This window comes from Streptomyces sp. NPDC050534 (assembly GCF_044457745.1).
In the GTDB taxonomy this organism is placed as follows: domain Bacteria; phylum Actinomycetota; class Actinomycetes; order Streptomycetales; family Streptomycetaceae; genus Streptomyces.
Genome location: NZ_JBITHF010000016.1, coordinates 185,763 through 202,952, shown reverse-complemented (window position 1 = coordinate 202,952; position 17,190 = coordinate 185,763). Strand labels below are relative to the sequence as shown.

The following is a 17,190-nucleotide window of genomic DNA, read 5'->3' as shown; positions in this document are numbered from 1 at the left end:
TGGTACCCAGTTCGTAGTTAGGTCTACCTAACTACGCCCGCCCCCGGGTCCTCAGGAGGCGTCCATGCCGGCCACCGAGAGCAGCGACCAGCAGCAGAAGCCCTACGCCGTCGCAGCCGGCGTCTCCATGCGCGACCTGCTGGCGTCGTGCGCCGCGGCGAGCACGATCTCGACCCCGCCGCGGCTGCCGGACCCGGAACCGGCCGAGTCACCGGCCCGGCACCGGGAAGCCGCTTAGGGGATCACCGCGACCTGAGCGCCGATCGTCGCGAACTCCCACATCGCGGTGCCGTCCTCGCGGGCCTCACGGATGCCGCCCGTGCGCACACCGGGGTCGGTCTCCTCCGAGGTCTTGCCGACCGCCGCGCTGAAGCCGACGGCCACGCCGTCGACGTCGGCGAAGCGCACGACGTGCTCGATGGGTACGCCGTCGGTGCCGACGACCGAGTTCGAGCGGGACGTGACCCGGTAGACGCCGGGCGCCGGGTCGACGCTGCCGGGGGTGACCGTGAAGCTGCGCGTGACCTCGTTGCGCCCGCCCACCAGCCAGACGCGGTTGCCACCCGTCGAGTACACGACGCGTTCGCCCACGCCGGAACCGGCGGGCGGGACGTCGGGGCTGATCCTGCCGCGGGGCGCCTTGGAGACGATCGCCGACGGTGAGGTGCTCGCCTGCGGCTTGGCCAGGGCGACCGGGACGGTCGCGTGGGCCTGGTAGCCGAGGAAGCCGACCGCCGCGAGGGCGGCGGCGGTGAGCCCGAACACGAATCCGGAGCTGCTGCTTGGCACCGTCGCCCACCTGACCCATCGCGTCGTACGTCGTATTTGCGGCGACCGTAGCAGCCTTCACCCGCCCGACCGGGGCGGCGATACCGGAGGCGCGGGAGCCGTAGGCTGTTTGCGTGCTCTTGCTCGCTCTGGATACCGCAACCCCCTCCGTGACCGTCGCCCTGCACGACGGCTCGGACGTCATCGCCTCCTCCAGCCAGGTGGACGCCCGCCGGCACGGCGAGCTGCTGCTGCCGGCCGTCGACCGGGTGCTCGCCGAGGCAGGTCTCAGGCTCGACGCCGTCACCGGCATCGTCGTGGGCATCGGTCCCGGCCCCTACACCGGCCTGCGCGTCGGACTGATGACCGCGGACACCTTCGGGCTCGTGCTCGGTGTCCCCGTGCACGGCGTGTGCACGCTCGACGGGCTGGCGTACGCGACCGACATCGGCACCGGCCCGTTCGTCGTGGCGACCGACGCCCGGCGCAAGGAGGTCTACTGGGCGCGCTACGCCGACTCCCGTACGCGCCTGACCGACCCGGCCGTCGACCGGCCCGCCGACATCGCCGACCAGGTCGCCGGCCTGCCCGCCGTCGGCGCGGGCGCGCTGCTGTACCCCGACACCTTCCCCGCGGCGCACGAGCCGGAGCACGTCTCCGCCGCGGCGCTGGCGAGCCTGGCCGCCGAGCGGCTGGAGCGGGGCGAGGAACTGCCCCCGCCCCGGCCGCTGTACCTGCGCCGGCCGGACGCCCAGGTCCCCAAGAACTACAAGGTGGTCACCCCCAAGTGACCGGACCCGTGACCTCTCGACTGCGCGAGATGCGCTGGTGGGACATCGACCGCGTGCTCGAGCTGGAGAAGGACCTCTTCCCCGAGGACGCCTGGTCCCGGGGCATGTTCTGGTCCGAGCTGGCCCACGCGCGCGGGGCCGAGGCGACCCGCCGCTACCTCGTCGCCGAGGACGGCGACGGACGCCTGGTCGGCTACGCGGGCGTCGCCTCCTCGGGAGACCTCGCCGACATCCAGACCATCGCCGTCGCCCGCGACCAGTGGGGCACGGGGCTCGGCGGGCTGCTGCTGACCGAGCTGCTGAAGGCCGCCACCGCCTTCGAGTGCGCCGAAGTGATGCTGGAGTGCCGGATCGACAACGTCCGGGCCCAGAAGCTGTACGAGCGCTTCGGCTTCGAGGCCATCGGGTTCCGGCGCGGCTACTACCAGCCCGGCAACGTGGACGCCCTGGTCATGCGACTGACCGACCCTGCAACCTCCGTACAAGGAACCGAGATCAATGGCTGACCAACGCGACGAGCCGCTCGTACTCGGCATCGAGACCTCCTGCGACGAGACCGGCGTCGGCATCGTCCGCGGCACCACCCTGCTGGCCGACGCCGTCGCGTCCAGCGTCGACGAGCACGCCCGCTTCGGCGGTGTCGTGCCGGAGGTCGCCTCCCGCGCGCACCTCGAGGCGATGGTGCCCACGATCGAGCGCGCGCTGAAGGAGGCGGGGGTGAGCGCCCGCGACCTGGACGGCATCGCCGTCACCGCGGGTCCCGGACTCGCCGGCGCCCTCCTGGTCGGGGTCTCGGCGGCGAAGGCGTACGCCTACGCGCTCGGTAAGCCCCTGTACGGCGTCAACCACCTGGCGTCACACATCTGTGTGGACCAGCTGGAGCACGGCGCGCTGCCCGAGCCCACGATGGCGCTGCTGGTGTCCGGCGGGCACAGCTCCCTGCTGCTGTCCACCGACATCACCTCGGACGTACGGCCCCTGGGCTCGACCATCGACGACGCGGCCGGCGAGGCCTTCGACAAGATCGCGCGCGTGCTGGACCTCGGCTTCCCCGGCGGCCCGGTCATCGACCGGTACGCGCGCGAGGGTGACCCGGCGTCGATCGCGTTCCCGCGCGGTCTGACCGGCCCGCGCGATGCGGCGTACGACTTCTCCTTCTCCGGTCTGAAGACGTCCGTGGCCCGCTGGATCGAGGCCAAGCGGGCGGCGGGGGAGGAGGTGCCGGTGCGTGACGTGGCGGCGTCCTTCCAGGAGGCGGTCGTCGACGTGCTCACCCGCAAGGCCGTACGGGCCTGCAAGGACGAGGGCGTCGACCACCTGATGATCGGCGGCGGCGTGGCCGCCAACTCCCGGCTGCGGGCGCTCGCGCAGGAGCGCTGCGAGTCCGCCGGGATCCGGCTGCGGGTGCCACGCCCGAAGCTGTGCACCGACAACGGCGCGATGGTGGCGGCGCTGGGCGCGGAGATGGTCGCCCGCAACCGGGCGGCGTCGAGCTGGGACCTGTCGGCGGACTCCTCGCTGCCGGTGACCGACCCGCACGTGCCCGGCCACCACCACGACCACGTGCACGAGGTCAGCAAGGAGAACCTCTACTCGTGACGGTCGCGTTGATGTGGGAGGCGCGGGCGGCCGAGGGCCGGGGCGAGGAGCTGCTGGCCTGGGCGCGCGGGCAGGAACTGCCGGCCGCGCCCCTGCGCCGGGAGACCTTCCGCGCCCCGCAGGACCGCGTCCTCGTCATCACCTGGTGGGACGCGGCCTACGACGCCGAGCTGCCCGAACTGCCCGAACCCGGCGGTGACTTGGTCACCCGGACGGTGCATCGGTGGCGGTTCGAGTCGACGGGGGCGGAGTGACGGGGGAGTAGGACAGCCGGTTCGGATCGGCCGGGTCGTGGCCCATCCACAGACGCCGGCCGTTCCTGCGCTCCCAGCGGGCGCCCACCGCGGCCTTGACGGTCCAGTCCAGGGACAGCGCCAGGGCCACCAGCAGCACCGACGGCAGCCCCAGCAGGCCGATGGCCACACTCGGCAGCAGGAACAGGGAGAACCGCAGCGCCTTGCGCAGCGTGTGGTCGGGCCGGTCCGGACCGCCGCTCGGCAACGGGTCGGCCGCCTCGAACTCCCTTATGTCCCCGAGCCACTTGAGCCGTGAGGCCCGCAGGCGCGCCGAGAGCGCGAGGAAGACGAGCGCGGCGACGGTCACCCACGCCACCGTCCCCGCCCGCACCGACGCGCCGCCTTCGACGGAGACCCCCACCGCGACACCGGCCGCGGCGGCGGTCAACAGGGCGACGGCGGCCATCAGTTCGTGGTACACGTACCGGATCATCGCAACCCCCGTCGCTCCGGCGCGAGGGTCACCCCACCGCCGACACCTCCGTCTCGCAGCGCAGCCGCCGGGCGGTGCCGAGGACCCTCACCGGTCCCGTGAGGTGCAGACGTGCCGTGTGCCGTACGTCCGCGCTGGATGCCGCCAACCGTAGTTCCAGGGCGCCGGGTTCGACCACCCGCGCGCCGGAACGGTCCGTGAAGGCGGACAGGTCGGCGTGGAAGCGGAAGGTGACCTCGGCCGCCTGGCCGGGGTCCAGCTCCAGCCGCCGGTAGCCGATCAGGCGGACGTCCGGACGGGTCACCGAGGCCACCGGGTCGTGCAGATACAGCTGCACCACCTCGGCGCCCGCGCGGTCGCCCGTGTTGCGGACGGTGACGGCGACGTCGTAGGAGCCGTCTGTGCCGATCTCGGCCTGCGCCGGCTCCGACTCCCAGGCGAAGCTCGTGTACGAGCGGCCGTGGCCGAAGGCGTACAGCGGGGTCGGGTCGAGGTTGCTGACCTCGCCCGCGAGGCCCAGCGGGGGCTGCAGGTACGTCCACGGCTGGCCGCCCGGGTCCTGCGGGACGCTCACCGGCAGCCGGCCGGAGGGGTTCACCCGGCCCGACAGCACGCCCGCGATCGCGGGGCCGCCCTCCTCCCCGGGGAAGAACGCCTGCACCACGGCGGCCAGCCGGCCCTGCCAGCGGCCCAGCGCGTACGGGCGGCCGGTCAGCAGGACCAGGACCACGGGCACGCCGGTGGCGACCAGGGCGTCCAGCAGTTCGGCCTGCACGCCGGGGAGCCGCAGGTCCGTCACGTCGCAGCCCTCTCCTGAGGTGCCCCGCCCGAACAGGCCCGCCCGGTCGCCCAGTACGGCCACGCAGACGTCCGCCTCGGCGGTCCGCGCCACCGCCTCCTCGAAGCCCGAGGTGTCCGGGTCCGAGGTGTCGCAGCCCTCCGCGAACGTCACCTTGGCGTCCGGGAGTTCGGTGCGCAGCGCCTGAAGGACGGTCGGGATCTCCACGCCCATCTCCACGTCGGGGTGGTGCGGCAGCACATGGGACGGGAAGGAGTAGCAGCCGAGCATCGCCAGCGCGTCGGCCGCCCGCGGGCCGACCACCGCGATACGGGTGTCGGGCGAGAGCGGAAGGGTCCCGTCCGGGTTGTCCAGGAGCACCACCGACTCCTCGGCCAGCCGGCGGGCCAGCGCCCGGTTCGCGGCCGAGTCGAGGTCGATCGCGGCGGCGGGCTCGGGGTCCCAGTCCTCGTCCAGCAGGCCCAGTTCGCACTTCTGGATCAGGACCCGGCGGGCCGCGCGGTCGACCAGCGACTCGGGCACGGCGCCCGCCCGCACCGCCTCCAGCAGCGGTTTGCCGTAGCACTTGAGGGTCGGCAGTTCGACATCGATGCCGGCCGCCAGCGCCGCGTGCGCGGCCTCGGCGGGGGAGCCCGCCACCCGGTGCAGGGTCTGCAGGAAGCCGATGCCGAAGTAGTCGGCGACGACCGTGCCGGTGAACCCCCACTGCTCCCGCAGGAGTTCGGTCAGCAGGCCGGGGTCCGCCGAGGCCGGGATGCCGTCCGTGTCGTTGTACGCGGCCATCACCGAGCGGGGATTGCCCTCGCGCAGCGCCATCTCGAAGGGCGGCAGCGTCACGTCCGCGAGCTCGCGGACGCCCGCCCGGACGGGGGCGAGATTGCGGGCGCCCGCCGAGGAGGCGTACCCGGCGAAGTGCTTGAGCGTGGCCACGATCCCGGCGGACTCCAGGCCCCGGACGTAGGCCGCGCCGATCGTGCCGACCAGGTACGGGTCCTCGCCGATGGTCTCCTCGACCCGCCCCCAGCGCGGATCGCGTACGACGTCCAGGACCGGGGCGAGGCCCTGGTGGACGCCCGCGGAGCGGAGGTCGGCGCCGATGCGGCGGGCCATGTCCTCGACGAGGGCCGGGTCGAAGGAGGCGCCCCAGGCCAGCGGCACCGGATACGCGGTGGCGCCCCAGGCCGTGAAGCCGGCCAGGCACTCCTCGTGGGCGACGGCCGGGATGCCGAAACGGCCGGCCGCGACGATACGGCGCTGGGCGCGGGCCAGGGCCTGCGCGCCCAGCACCGGGTCCACGGGCGCTGTGCCGTAGGAGCGGGTGAGCTGGCCCAGGCCCTGCGTGATCAGCTCGTCCCAGTCGTAGTCGGAGGTCATCTCGGACTGGAGCGGGGCGACTCCGTCGCCGTCCGTGGCGGCGCCCACCCAGACGCCGTAGAGCTGGGCGGTCTTCTCCTCCAGGGTCATCCGGGAGAGGAGGTCGTCGACGCGGGAGGCGGCGGGCAGGGCGGGGTCGCGCCAGGGCTCGATGGTCATGGAACTCCTGTCGGGGGAGAGGGGGGTGGGCTGCCCGGAAGGGTTCGCGTTCACTTGCCACCCACGCCCATCAGGCCGCCCACCAGCGCACGGCGGGCCACGAGGTACACGGCGAAGATGGGGATGCCGGAGAGGACGACCGAGGCGAGCAGGGCGGGGATGTTCACGCCGAACTGGCTCACGTAGTTGAACAGGCCGAGGGTCAGCACGCGGGGACCGTCGGACTGGGTGAAGATCAGCGGGAAGAGGAAGCCGTTCCAGGCCTGCAGCGCCGAGTAGATGACCACGGTGCTGATGCCGCCCTTGGTCATCGGGATGACCAGCTGGAACAGCATGCGGGTGGTCGAGGCGCCGTCCAGGGCCATGGCCTCGTACATCTCCTCGGAGATGTCCCGCAGGGTTCCGGTGAGGACCAGCACCGACACGGGCATCGCGAAGGCGGCCGTCGGCAGGATGATCGCGAGGAGGCTGTCGTAGAGGTTCAGCTTGGCGATCATCAGGTAGAGGGGGACCACGACGGCCTGCGCCGGGATCGCCACACCCATCAGGAACATCCGGAACGCCGAGGTGGACCAGATGTTCCGGGTCCGTACGGCGACGTAGGCGAGCGGCACGCACAGGACGAGGACGATCGCCACGACCGCCGCGGCCACGACGATCGTGTTCCACAGGAAGTGGCCGAACCCGTTGTGCAGGACGGTGTTGTAGTTGTCCAGGGTCGGATCGCTCGGCGGCTTCAGGGCGTTGCTGCCGAGCGCCTCGTCCTGTTTGGTGAGCGAGGCCGAGATCATCGCGTAGACCGGGACGATCACGATGACGAGCCAGATGGCCGAGCTGATGCCGGCGAGGGGGTTGGCACGCCTGGTCCAGTGCGTGCGGCGGCGGGCGGGCTGCCCGGCGGGCGCGTCGGCGGTCTTCACGGGACGGGGCAACGTGTCGTGTGACATCGCGTCACATCCCTTCCCGGGTACTGCGCATCGCGCCGAAGCCGGACAGCTTCACCATCAGCAGGGACAGCGCGGTCGCGACCACCACCAGGAAGGAGGCGATGGCGCTCGCGTAGCCGAAGTCGTAGCTCTTGAAGCCGGCTTCGTACATCAGGTACGGCAGGATCGCCGTGTCGGTGCCGGGCCCGCCCTGGGTCAGGATCAGGACGGTTTCGAAGTAGGTCAGCGAGCCGACGACCATCAGCACGCTCGACGTGGCCGCGGTGTTGCGCAGCTGGGGCAGGGTGATCGAGAAGAACTGGCGCAGGCGTCCCGCACCGTCGATCGCCGCGGCCTGGTAGAGCACCTCGGGGATCTGCCGCGCCCCGCCCTGGTAGATCAGGGTGTGGAAGGGGATGAACTGCCAGCCGCCGACGAACACGATCGCCAGGAAGGCGCCGTTGGTCGAACCGAGGGTGTCCCCGCGGATGATGCCGAAGTTCGGGTCCAGCAGGGCGTAGAAGAGCAGGGAGATCGCCGTCGAGGACAGCAGGAACGGCACGAAGAAGATCGCCGACAGGATCGCGCGGTTCTTCTGCCGGCCCGCCGCCCAGACGCCGAGCAGCAGCGCGACGACCGTCTGGAAGGCCCAGCTCACGACGGTCAGCAGGACGGTGACCGTGAGGGACTGGGTGAGCCGGTCGTCGCTCAGCAGCTTCTGCCAGTTGGCGAGACCGACCGGCTGGGGGTCGCCGAGGCCGTTCCACTTGGTGAAGGACAGGTAGAAGGCCAGCGCCATGGGGGCGATGGCGAAGAACGCGAAGAACAGGACGCCGGGCAGGGCCCAGGCGGCGTGCGGGCGGCCCGCCCTGACGGGGGAGCCACCGGGCGGGCGGCCCGCGCCGGTGCGCGAGCCGCCCTTCACTGCGGTGGTGCTCACTTCAGACCTTTCAGAGCCGACACGAACTGGCTCGGTGACGACTTGCCGACGAACAGCTTGTTGATCTCGGTGAGCATCGGCGTCGACACGTTCGGGTCGACCGCCTGGTCCCAGCTGAGCGTGAACGCCGGGGCCTGCTGCACCATCTGGTACTGGAACTTGGCGAACTCCGGGTTGGGCGAGGCGTCGAGCAGCTTCTCGGCGTTCGCCGTGGCCGGGATGTCACCGTTGGCGATCAGGTCCTTGGCGTACTGCTCCGAGGCGCAGTCCCGCAGGAACGCCAGCGCCGCGTCCTTGTTGGACGTACGGGCGTTGATCGACCAGTAGTTGGTCGGGTTGCCGACCACGTTGCGGATGTCACCGGCGCCGCCGTCGAACGAGGGGAACGCGCACCAGCCGAGGTCCTTCTTGGCGAAGTCGGGGAACTTGCCGAGCTGCGTGGAGTACTCCCAGGAGCCCATCAGGTGCATCGCGGCCTTGCCCTTGGCGAAGACGGCGGGGGCGCCGCCGTTCGTGTAGGCGACCGAGCTGTAGCCCTTGCCGAAGGCGCCGTCGTCGATGAGCTGCTTGACCGTCTCGGCGGCCTTGAGGACGGCCGGGTCGCCCCAGCCGGAGGCGTCGCCGTTCTTGATGCGGTCGAAGACCTTGGGGCCGCCGATGCGGTCGACCAGGTACTCCAGCCACATCAGCTCGGGCCAGATGTCCGCGCCGCCGAGCGCGAACGGGGTGATCTTCGCCTTCTTGAGCTTGGCGTTGATGTCGAGGAGCTGGGCCCAGGTGGTGGGCGGGGTGAGCTTGTGCTCGGCGAAGAGGGTCTTGTTGTAGAAGAGGATCACGGGCTGCATGCCGCGCATGGGAATGCCGTAGTTGTGCCCGCTCAGGCCGCCCGCCGCGAGGACCGCGGGCAGGAAGCCGTCCTTGAGGACCGGATCCGACGTGATGGTGTCGGTGAGGTCGACGAGCTGGTCGGCGTCCTTGTACGCCTTGATCGAGCCGCCGCCCCAGTTGAAGAAGACGTCGGGGGCGTTGGGCGAACCCATCGCGGTGCGCAGCTTGGCCGGGTACTCGGCGCCGGGCACCTTCTCGATCTTGACCTTGCCCTTGGCCTTCTTGGCGGCGGCCGAGGCGTTGAACCGGCTGACGGCCTTGACCTGGACCTTGACGGCGTCGTCGCCGTACACGAAGGCGGTGATGGTGCCGCCGCCCCCGCTTCCGGTGCCTCCGGAGGAGCCGCAGGCCGAGAGTCCGGCGGTGAGAACTGTGGTGGCGCCGGCGCCGAGCACCCAGCGTCTGCTGAACGTGCGTCCGCCGTCGGGCGTGGTGGACTCCATGGACCTGGCTCCTAGCGAATGTTTCGGATTGCTTTTCGAATGTTCCGGGAACGTATGGTGGAAGAGTGGCTTCGTCAAGAGGTCTGGCAGGGTTACGATCCCGGGCATGAAGTCTGGGAAGCCCACAGAAACGCAGACGGCGACGCTCGCCGAAATCGCTCGCGAGGCCGGAGTTTCCGCCCCGACTGTTTCGAAGGTCCTGAACGGCCGCGCCGATGTCGCGCCCTCGACCCGCACCCGGGTCGAGGAACTGCTGCGTTCGTACGGCTACCGGCGGCGACGTGCCGAGGCTTCCCGTTCGCCCTTGATCGACCTGGTCTTCCACGAGCTGGAGAGCGCGTGGGCGATGGAGGTCATCAGGGGCGTGGAGAACGTGGCCCGGGACGCGGGCCTGAGCGTGGTCCTTTCCGAGTCGGCCGGGCGGCTCACCCCCGGCCGGACGTGGGCCGACCAGGTCGCCGCGCGCCGTCCGCACGGCGTGGTCCTCGTGCTGTCCGGCCTCGACGAGTCCCAGCGTGCGCTGCTGACCAGCAGGTCCATCCCGTTCGTGGTGATGGACCCGGCCGGCGACCCCGGGGCCGACGTGCCGTCGATCGGCGCCACCAACTGGCAGGGCGGTCTCGCCGCGACCCGGCACCTGGTCGAACTCGGCCACACCCGGATCGGCGCGCTGAGCGGACCGTCCCAGATGATGTGCAGCCGCGCCCGCGTGGACGGCTACCGGGCGGCGCTGGAGACGGCCGGACTGCCGGTCGATCCGTCGTTGATCGTCCCGGGTGACTTCCACCATGACTCCGGCTACCGGCTGGGGCTGGAGCTGCTGCGCCGCCCGGACCGCCCCACGGCGATCTTCGCGGGCAACGACCTGATGGCCCTCGGTCTCTACGAGGCCGCGCGGGAACTGGGGCTGCGCATCCCGGAGGACCTGAGCGTGGTCGGTTTCGACGACCTGCCGGTCGCCCGCTGGGTGGGGCCGCCGCTGACGACCGTGCGGCAGCCGCTGACGGAGATGGCCGAGGCCGCCGCCAAGCTGGTGCTCGACCTGGGGCGTCAGGACCAGCCGCCGGTCGCGACGCGGGTGGAGCTGGCGACGAGTCTGGTGGTACGCAGCAGCACGGGAGCGCCTCCGGCGCGCTAGCGGTGCCGTACCGGGGGCCGCGCGGCTGTATTGAGGGCCGTGGGGCTGTATTGACGGCTGTGGCGGGACGCCCCCACACTGCTCCGAAGCCAATCGGTTGTTCAACCGAAACTTTCGGAGGCATCCCGCAATGAGATCTCTGAGAACGGGCTTATCCCTGGCGGCACTTGTCACCGGCGTCGCGCTGCTGTTCACGGCGCCCGTGGCACACGCCGCCGACACCCCCCTGCGCGACCTGGCCGACGCCAGGGGCAAGGTCATCGGCACGGCGGTGACCGGCTCCAAGCTCACCGGGACGTACGGCGACATCGCCGGGGCGCAGTTCAACTCACTCACCCCCGGCAACGCCATGAAGTGGGGCACGGTCGAGCCGGCCCAGGGCAGCTTCAACTGGAGCGAGGCCGACCAGATCGTGGCCTTCGCCCAGGCCCACCACCAGCAGGTGCGCGGCCACACCCTGGTCTGGCACAGCCAGAACCCGAGCTGGCTGACCAACGGCACCTGGACGTCCGCCCAGCTCAGCACCCTGCTGCAGAACCACATCAGCACCGAGGTCGGCCGCTACAAGGGCGAGATCGCCGCCTGGGACGTGGTCAACGAGCCGTTCAACGAGGACGGCACCTACCGCTCGACGCTCTGGTACGACGGCCTCGGCGCCGACTACATCGCGAACGCCCTGACCTGGGCGCACGCCGCCGACCCGGGCGCCAGGCTGTACATCAACGACTACAACGTCGAGGGCGTGGGCGCGAAGTCGAACGCCCTGTACAACCTGGTCAAGGACCTCAAGGGCCGGGGCGTCCCGATCGACGGGGTCGGCCTCCAGGCGCACCTGATCCTCGGCCAGGTGCCGTCGTCGCTGCAGCAGAACATCCAGCGCTTCGCCGACCTCGGCGTCGACGTGGCGATCACCGAGCTGGACGTGCGCGTGGCGCTCCCGGCGGACACCGCGAAGCTCGCCCAGCAGGCCGCCGACTACAAGACCGTGGTCAACGCCTGTGCGGCGGTGGCCCGTTGCGCCGGTGTCACCGTCTGGGGCTTCACCGACTCCGACTCCTGGGTGCCGAGCACCTTCCCCGGCTACGGGGCGGCGACGCCGTACGACGAGAACTACGCGCCGAAACCGGCGTACTCCGCGATCGCGGAGGCACTCGGCGGTACGGCGGCCCCGCCGCCCACGGGCGCCTGCACGGCGGCGTACAGCGTGACGAGCCAGTGGGACACCGGGTTCACGGGCCAGGTGAAGATCTCCTGCTCCGGGGCGTCGCTCTCGTCCTGGAAGGCGAGCTGGACGTTCGGAGCGGGGCAGCAGATCACCCAGGCGTGGAACGCGACGTGCGCGCAGAGCGGTTCGGCGGTCAGCTGCGGCAACGCGTCCTACAACGGCTCGGTGCCGGACGGGAGTTCGGCGACGTTCGGCTTCAACGGGTCGTGGAGCGGCAGCAATCCGGTGCCGGCCGTGACGCTGGGCTGATCCGGGAGCTGACCCGCGGCTGATCAAGGGATGAGAAACGTGAGATTCTCCGAAGAAATCCGCTTCGCGCTCTTGTCCCTAACAATCCCCTAATAATTCGGACTTACGTTCCTGCCCGTGACGGGACACGACGAGAACGGCGATGCGGGCAGACCCAGGGGCCGGCGGTCGACGGTGCTGAAGGTCGCCGGCCTCACCATGGCGGGCCTGCTGGTGCTGGGCGCGGGTGCGGCGGGCTGGGCGTACTGGCACCTCAACGGCAACATCAAGAGTGTCGACATCAACAACGCGCTCGGCGACGACCGCCCGGCGAAGCCGGTGACGACCCCGCCCGCCGACGCCCCGGCCTCCGCCTCCCCGCTCCCGACCGGCTCCCTGAACATCCTGGTCCTGGGCTCGGACTCGCGCAGCGGCAAGGAGAACAAGGCGCTCGGCGGGGGCGACAGCTCCGGCGCCCGCTCCGACACGGCGATGGTGGTGCACATCGACGCGGGCCGCAGGAAGGCCACCGTCGTCAGCATCCCGCGCGACACGCTGGTCACGCGCCCGTCCTGCCCGCTGACGTCGGGCGGGTCGACGTCGGTGGCGTACGGGGCGATGTTCAACAGCGCGTACTCGGTGGGCGGGCCGGTGTGCGCGGTCAAGACGGTCGAGTCGATCACGGACGTACGCATGGACCACTACGTCGAGATCGACTTCTCCGGCTTCGCGCGGCTGGTGGACGCGCTGGGCGGCGTCACCGTGACGCTCGACCAGGACATCGACGACGACGACAGCCACCTGCACATCAAGGCGGGCACCCGCAGACTGGACGGCAAGCAGGCCCTGGCGCTCGCCCGCACCCGGCACGGCATAGGCGACGGCAGCGACCTGGGCCGCATAGGGCTCCAGCAGAAGCTGGTCAAAGCCCTGCTGGAACAGATCTCCTCGACCGACCTGTTCACCGACCCCGCGAAGCTCTACACGGTCGCCGAGGCGGTGACCAGCAGCCTGACCACCGACACCGGCCTCGACTCGCTGAGCGAGCTCGTCGACCTCGGCCGCAGCCTCAAGGGCCTGTCCGCGCACGACGTGAGGACGGTGATGATGCCGGTGGTGCCGGCCCCCTCGGACCACAACCGCGTGGTGGCGAAGGAACCGGCGGCGAGCGAGCTGTGGGCGTCGCTGCGCTGAGCGCCGGTACACCTCTGAACCCGCCCCGACCTGCGAAGACGTGCTTCCTGGAAAAATCTTCGAAGAAATCCGGTGCGTGTGTCGATCCGGCCGGGCCCCGATCGACGCACAGGTGAGAGGCCGGGAAGGACCGGCCGCACCGACCGAGGAGGCTGTCATGCCGCGTTACATGTCGCTCGTCAAGATCGACGAGTCCACCATGCCCGCCGAGGGCCCGAGCCCCGAGCTGATGCAGCGCATGGGCGAGCTGATCGAGGAGGTCACCAAGGCGGGCGTCATGCTCGACACCGCCGGGCTGACGCCGTCCGCGCAGGGCACCCGGGTGCACTGGGAGGGCGGGCAGATCTCCGTCACCGACGGGCCCTTCACCGAGGCCAAGGAGGTCATCGGGGGCTACGCCATCATGCAGTGCAAGGACATGGCCGAGGCGCAGGAGTGGGCCAAGAAGTTCCTGAAGGTGCACGAGGAGCACTGGACCGTGACGTGCGAGGTCCGGGAGATCGCGGAGGGCTAGGCCCTGGCGTCTTTCCTTGGCCGTGGGCCGGGAGCGGTGTCGAATGGAGGGCTGTGAGCACACAGCCCTCCGCCGGCGCCGACCCGCGCCACGCCATCGAGACCGTCTTCCGCATCGAGTCGCCCCGGATCATCGCCGGCGTCACGCGCATCGTCCGCGACGTCGGCATCGCCGAGGAGCTCGCGCAGGACGCCCTGGTCGCCGCCCTGGAGCAGTGGCCGCGGGACGGCGTGCCGGACAACCCGGGCGCCTGGCTCATGTCCACCGCGCGGCACCGCGCCGTCGACCTGATCCGGCGCCGGGAGAACTACGCCCACAAGCTGGCGGAGATCGGCCGCAGCCTGGAGACGACGGCCCCGCCGGAGGAGCCCGCCGACCCCGAGGACATCGACGACGACCTGCTTCGCCTGGTCTTCACCGCCTGCCACCCGGTCCTGTCGGCCGAGGCGCGCATCGCCCTCACCCTGCGCCTGCTCGGCGGCCTGACCACGGCCGAGATCGCCCGCGCGTTCCTGGTCCCCGAGCCGACCGTCGCCCAGCGCATCGTCCGCGCCAAGAAGACCCTCGCCACCAGGAACGTCGCCTTCGAGGTGCCCTACGGCCCCGAGCGCGAGGCCCGGCTCGGCTCCGTGCTCGACGTCATCTACCTGGTCTTCAACGAGGGGTACGCCGCCACGGCCGGCGACGACTGGCTGCGCCCCGCCCTGTGCGAGGACGCGCTGCGGCTGGCCCGCGTGCTGTCGGGGCTGATGCCCAAGGAGCCCGAGGTGCACGCGCTGGTCTCCCTCCTGGAGTTCCAGGCGTCCCGTACGGCGGCCCGCACCGGCCCGGACGGTGAGCCGGTGCTGCTCAAGGACCAGAACCGGCGCCGCTGGAACCGCATGCTCATCGCCCGCGGCATCACCGCCCTCCACCACGCCGACGCCACGGCCACCGGCGCCCCTGGCCCGTACGCCCTCCAGGCCGCCATCGCCGCCTGCCACGCGCACGCCTACACGTACGAGGAGACCGACTGGGCGAGCATCGCGACGCTCTACGGCCTGCTCGCCGTCCGCGCGCCGTCCCCGGTCGTCGAACTCAACCGCGCCGTCGCCGTGTCGATGGCGCGGGGACCCGCCGAGGGCCTCGCGATCGCCGACGCTCTCGCCGCCGAACCCGCCCTGCGCGACTACCACTTGCTGCCCAGCGTGCGCGGCGACCTGCTGGCCCGGCTCGGGCGTACGGCGGAGGCCCGCGAGGAGTTCGTACGGGCCGCGGGGCTCGCGCGCAACGAGCGGGAGCGGGAGCTGCTGCTGGGGCGGGCCACGGAATGTGAAACGTAATCTTGTTCCCCTGAAACTCTGTTCCCATGCGTCTCGATGGCATCTACAGTGACTCAGCCCCCGTGCGGGGCCTGTATTCGTGATCCATGGGGGGTCGACAACTTGAGACTGTTCACGCGCCGCCGTGCCGCGGCGCTCGCGACCGCGGCGGCACTCGCCGCGGTGGGCACCCTGGCGAGCGCTCCGGGCGCCGCCGCCGACGACGCCGGGCCCTGGCCGGGCACCGAGGGCAAGATCCTCACCGACGGCCCGACGCTGGTCGATCCGGCCACCGGGACCGCCACCCAGGTGGGCACCTACATGGGGGACTACGCGGCCTGGGCTCCGGACGGCAGCCGGATCGTCTCCGAATGGGGCCAGCTCGCCAGCGAACGGCCCGACGGCAGCTCGCGGTTCAGCCTGCCCTGGGCGGCGGGCGTGCGCTCCAGCGCCGAGCAGAAGGACATCGCCTTCTGGTGGGGCGGCCGTTACGTCGTCTACTCCACCGGCGGCCAGCTCGTCTACGGCCCCTCCGACGCCTCGTGGGCCCCCGAGCCCCTGCTGTCGGCCACCCAGGAGCCGTCCACCGTCTGCGACGAGGACCCGACCGTCAGCCCGAGCGGCCTGATGGCCTTCTCCCGCCGCATCAACTACGGCTGCTACGACAACGACGGCGTCTGGGTCTACGACTCGTCCGCGAAGACGGTCAAGCGGGTCATCGCCGACGCCGCGCAGCCCGCGTTCTCCCCGGACGGCAGCAGGCTCGCCTTCGTCCGGAACGTGAACGGCGGCCTCAGCCAGCTCTTCACCGCGAACGCCGACGGCACCGGCGTCAAGCAGATCACCACCGACGGCCGCGGCTACGCGAACCCGTCCTGGTCGCCGACCGGCACCCGGATCATCGCCGACGTCCACACCTCCGGCGACAGCTCCGACGTGCACACCACCGAGTACGTCGACGTGGCCACCGGCACGACGACCGCGATCCCCGGCACGCCGAAGGGCAGCAACCCCAGCTGGCAGCCGCTGCGGAAGAACTCCGCCGACCGCGTCTGGGGCTCCGACGTCTACGCCAGCAACATCGCCTCCTCGCGCTGGACCTGGAACACCTACGGCGGCACGAAGGAGCCGGGCCTGATGGACGCCAAGGCCGCCGTCCTGATCAACCGCGACGACTCGGCGTACTCGCTCACCGCGCCCGCCCTCGCCGGCAAGAAGCACGGCCCGGTCCTCGGCACCACCAAGAGCGGCCTGACGACCGCGGTGAAGAACGAGCTCAAGCGCACCCTGAAGCCGGGCTCGAACGTCTACCTCATCGGCGGCACGTCGATCCTGACCAGCACCGTCTCCTCGCAGGTCAGCTCGCTCGGCTTCATCCCGAAGCGGCTGTCCGGCACCGACCGCTACGCCACCTCGGTCGCCGTCGCCAAGTCGGTGACGAGCAGCCCGAAGTACGTCTTCCTGGCCACCGGCACCGACTACCACTCGGCGCTCGCGGCCTCCGCCGCGGCCGGCGCCGACGGCACGAGCAGCGCGGGCAGCGTCGTGCTCAACAACGGCAACACGCTGACCTCGTCGGTGAAGTCGTACCTCAACAGCCTGAACCCCAAGAACACCATGATCATCACGGTGGGTGCCTCGGCGAAGTACGCGCTGACACACACGAACTTCTCCAACTGGCCGTCGACGTACTCGTACTACCCGATCACGGCGCCGACGAACGAGGGCACCTCGGTCGCCATCGCCAAGTTCTGGTGGACCGCGCCGAGCACGGCGGCGCTCGCCTACACCAACTCCTGGCGCGGCGGAGTCTCCGCGGGCGCGGCCATGAACGTCTTCGGCCCCGTCCTGTGGACCGCCAAGGACAGCCTCTCCAGCGAGGTCAAGAGCTACCTGCTGCGCGAGTCGGCCGGCACGAACTCCGTGGCCGCGTTCGGCGGCACCGGTTCGGTCGCCAAGGCCGCGCTGGACACCGCGGGCGCCGCGATCAGCGCGAGCGCGAGCCAGTTCGTGTACCACCCGTACTACAACGGCGTCATCCCGGCGACGGCCCTGCAGAGCACCTACGCGGCCCGCACCAACGGCGGTCAGCCGGCCACGGTGGCCCGCACCGGCCCGGTCGGCTCCGACCCGCACCTGGGCTCGCTCAGGACGGTCCAGCACCAGTAGCCCGG

The 17,190-nt window shown here is 71.3% G+C and carries 17 protein-coding genes; 11 read left to right on the top strand and 6 right to left on the bottom strand.

The features are described from left to right. Positions 1-64: 64 nt before the first annotated feature. Positions 65-238, top strand: a complete 174-nt coding sequence (locus ACIBN2_RS39895) for a hypothetical protein (RefSeq protein WP_399142126.1) — start codon at positions 65-67, stop codon at positions 236-238. Here the strand turns inward: ACIBN2_RS39895 and ACIBN2_RS39890 are convergent. Continuing rightward, positions 235-789: a hypothetical protein gene (locus tag ACIBN2_RS39890; RefSeq protein ID WP_399142124.1), complete on the bottom strand. Its 555-nt coding sequence runs from the start codon at positions 787-789 to the stop codon at positions 235-237. The genes ACIBN2_RS39895 and ACIBN2_RS39890 overlap by 4 nt on opposite strands. A 113-nt stretch (positions 790-902) precedes the next feature. Here ACIBN2_RS39890 and tsaB point away from each other — a divergent pair, with 113 nt between their 5' ends. From tsaB to ACIBN2_RS39870, 4 genes are read left to right on the top strand one after another with little or no spacing between them, the layout of a single operon-like run. Further along, entirely contained in the window at positions 903-1,559 is a 657-nt protein-coding gene (tsaB, locus tag ACIBN2_RS39885) for a tRNA (adenosine(37)-N6)-threonylcarbamoyltransferase complex dimerization subunit type 1 TsaB (RefSeq protein WP_399142122.1), read from the top strand. Beyond that, positions 1,556-2,065: a ribosomal protein S18-alanine N-acetyltransferase gene (rimI, locus tag ACIBN2_RS39880; RefSeq protein WP_399142120.1), complete on the top strand. Its 510-nt coding sequence runs from the start codon at positions 1,556-1,558 to the stop codon at positions 2,063-2,065. The genes tsaB and rimI overlap by 4 nt, the downstream gene beginning before the upstream one ends. Further along, positions 2,058-3,158 (top strand): tRNA (adenosine(37)-N6)-threonylcarbamoyltransferase complex transferase subunit TsaD, encoded by a 1,101-nt coding sequence (gene tsaD / locus ACIBN2_RS39875; protein WP_399142118.1) that lies wholly within the window; start codon positions 2,058-2,060, stop codon positions 3,156-3,158. Before rimI ends, tsaD begins: the two co-directional genes overlap by 8 nt. Beyond that, on the top strand, positions 3,155-3,412 hold the full coding sequence (locus tag ACIBN2_RS39870) for a hypothetical protein (protein WP_399142116.1): 258 nt from the start codon (positions 3,155-3,157) through the stop codon (positions 3,410-3,412). The genes tsaD and ACIBN2_RS39870 overlap by 4 nt, the downstream gene beginning before the upstream one ends. On the opposite strand, the gene ACIBN2_RS39865 is transcribed toward ACIBN2_RS39870, so the two are convergent. The 5 genes from ACIBN2_RS39865 to ACIBN2_RS39845 all read right to left on the bottom strand — a co-directional run bounded on the left by ACIBN2_RS39865 (position 3,363) and on the right by ACIBN2_RS39845 (position 9,416). Next, positions 3,363-3,887: a hypothetical protein gene (locus tag ACIBN2_RS39865; protein ID WP_399142115.1), complete on the bottom strand. Its 525-nt coding sequence runs from the start codon at positions 3,885-3,887 to the stop codon at positions 3,363-3,365. The genes ACIBN2_RS39870 and ACIBN2_RS39865 overlap by 50 nt on opposite strands. A gap of 28 nt (positions 3,888-3,915) precedes the next feature. Continuing rightward, positions 3,916-6,219 (bottom strand): glycoside hydrolase family 3 N-terminal domain-containing protein, encoded by a 2,304-nt coding sequence (locus ACIBN2_RS39860; RefSeq protein ID WP_399142114.1) that lies wholly within the window; start codon positions 6,217-6,219, stop codon positions 3,916-3,918. Between the two features lie 50 nt (positions 6,220-6,269). Further along, positions 6,270-7,166, bottom strand: coding sequence for a carbohydrate ABC transporter permease (locus ACIBN2_RS39855; RefSeq protein ID WP_399142112.1), 897 nt, complete (start codon positions 7,164-7,166; stop codon positions 6,270-6,272). Between the two features lie 4 nt (positions 7,167-7,170). Continuing rightward, positions 7,171-7,986, bottom strand: a complete 816-nt coding sequence (locus tag ACIBN2_RS39850; protein ID WP_399142172.1) for a carbohydrate ABC transporter permease — start codon at positions 7,984-7,986, stop codon at positions 7,171-7,173. 95 nt (positions 7,987-8,081) lie between these two features. Next, the gene (locus tag ACIBN2_RS39845) at positions 8,082-9,416 is read right to left on the bottom strand and encodes an ABC transporter substrate-binding protein (protein WP_399142110.1); all 1,335 of its coding nucleotides are present in this window, start codon (positions 9,414-9,416) and stop codon (positions 8,082-8,084) included. 106 nt (positions 9,417-9,522) lie between these two features. Here ACIBN2_RS39845 and ACIBN2_RS39840 point away from each other — a divergent pair, with 106 nt between their 5' ends. From ACIBN2_RS39840 to ACIBN2_RS39815, 6 genes are all read left to right on the top strand, one after another. Continuing rightward, on the top strand, positions 9,523-10,554 hold the full coding sequence (locus ACIBN2_RS39840; protein ID WP_399142108.1) for a LacI family DNA-binding transcriptional regulator: 1,032 nt from the start codon (positions 9,523-9,525) through the stop codon (positions 10,552-10,554). A gap of 130 nt (positions 10,555-10,684) precedes the next feature. After that, positions 10,685-12,028, top strand: a complete 1,344-nt coding sequence (locus tag ACIBN2_RS39835) for an endo-1,4-beta-xylanase (RefSeq protein ID WP_399142106.1) — start codon at positions 10,685-10,687, stop codon at positions 12,026-12,028. 117 nt (positions 12,029-12,145) lie between these two features. Continuing rightward, on the top strand, positions 12,146-13,201 hold the full coding sequence (locus tag ACIBN2_RS39830; RefSeq protein ID WP_399142104.1) for an LCP family protein: 1,056 nt from the start codon (positions 12,146-12,148) through the stop codon (positions 13,199-13,201). A gap of 157 nt (positions 13,202-13,358) precedes the next feature. Beyond that, positions 13,359-13,715: a YciI family protein gene (locus ACIBN2_RS39825; RefSeq protein WP_399142102.1), complete on the top strand. Its 357-nt coding sequence runs from the start codon at positions 13,359-13,361 to the stop codon at positions 13,713-13,715. 53 nt (positions 13,716-13,768) lie between these two features. Next, complete coding sequence (locus tag ACIBN2_RS39820) at positions 13,769-15,037, top strand: RNA polymerase sigma factor (protein WP_399142101.1); 1,269 nt, start codon at positions 13,769-13,771, stop codon at positions 15,035-15,037. Positions 15,038-15,139: 102 nt separating this feature from the next. Continuing rightward, the gene (locus ACIBN2_RS39815) at positions 15,140-17,185 is read left to right on the top strand and encodes a cell wall-binding repeat-containing protein (RefSeq protein ID WP_399142099.1); all 2,046 of its coding nucleotides are present in this window, start codon (positions 15,140-15,142) and stop codon (positions 17,183-17,185) included. Positions 17,186-17,190: the final 5 nt, after the last annotated feature.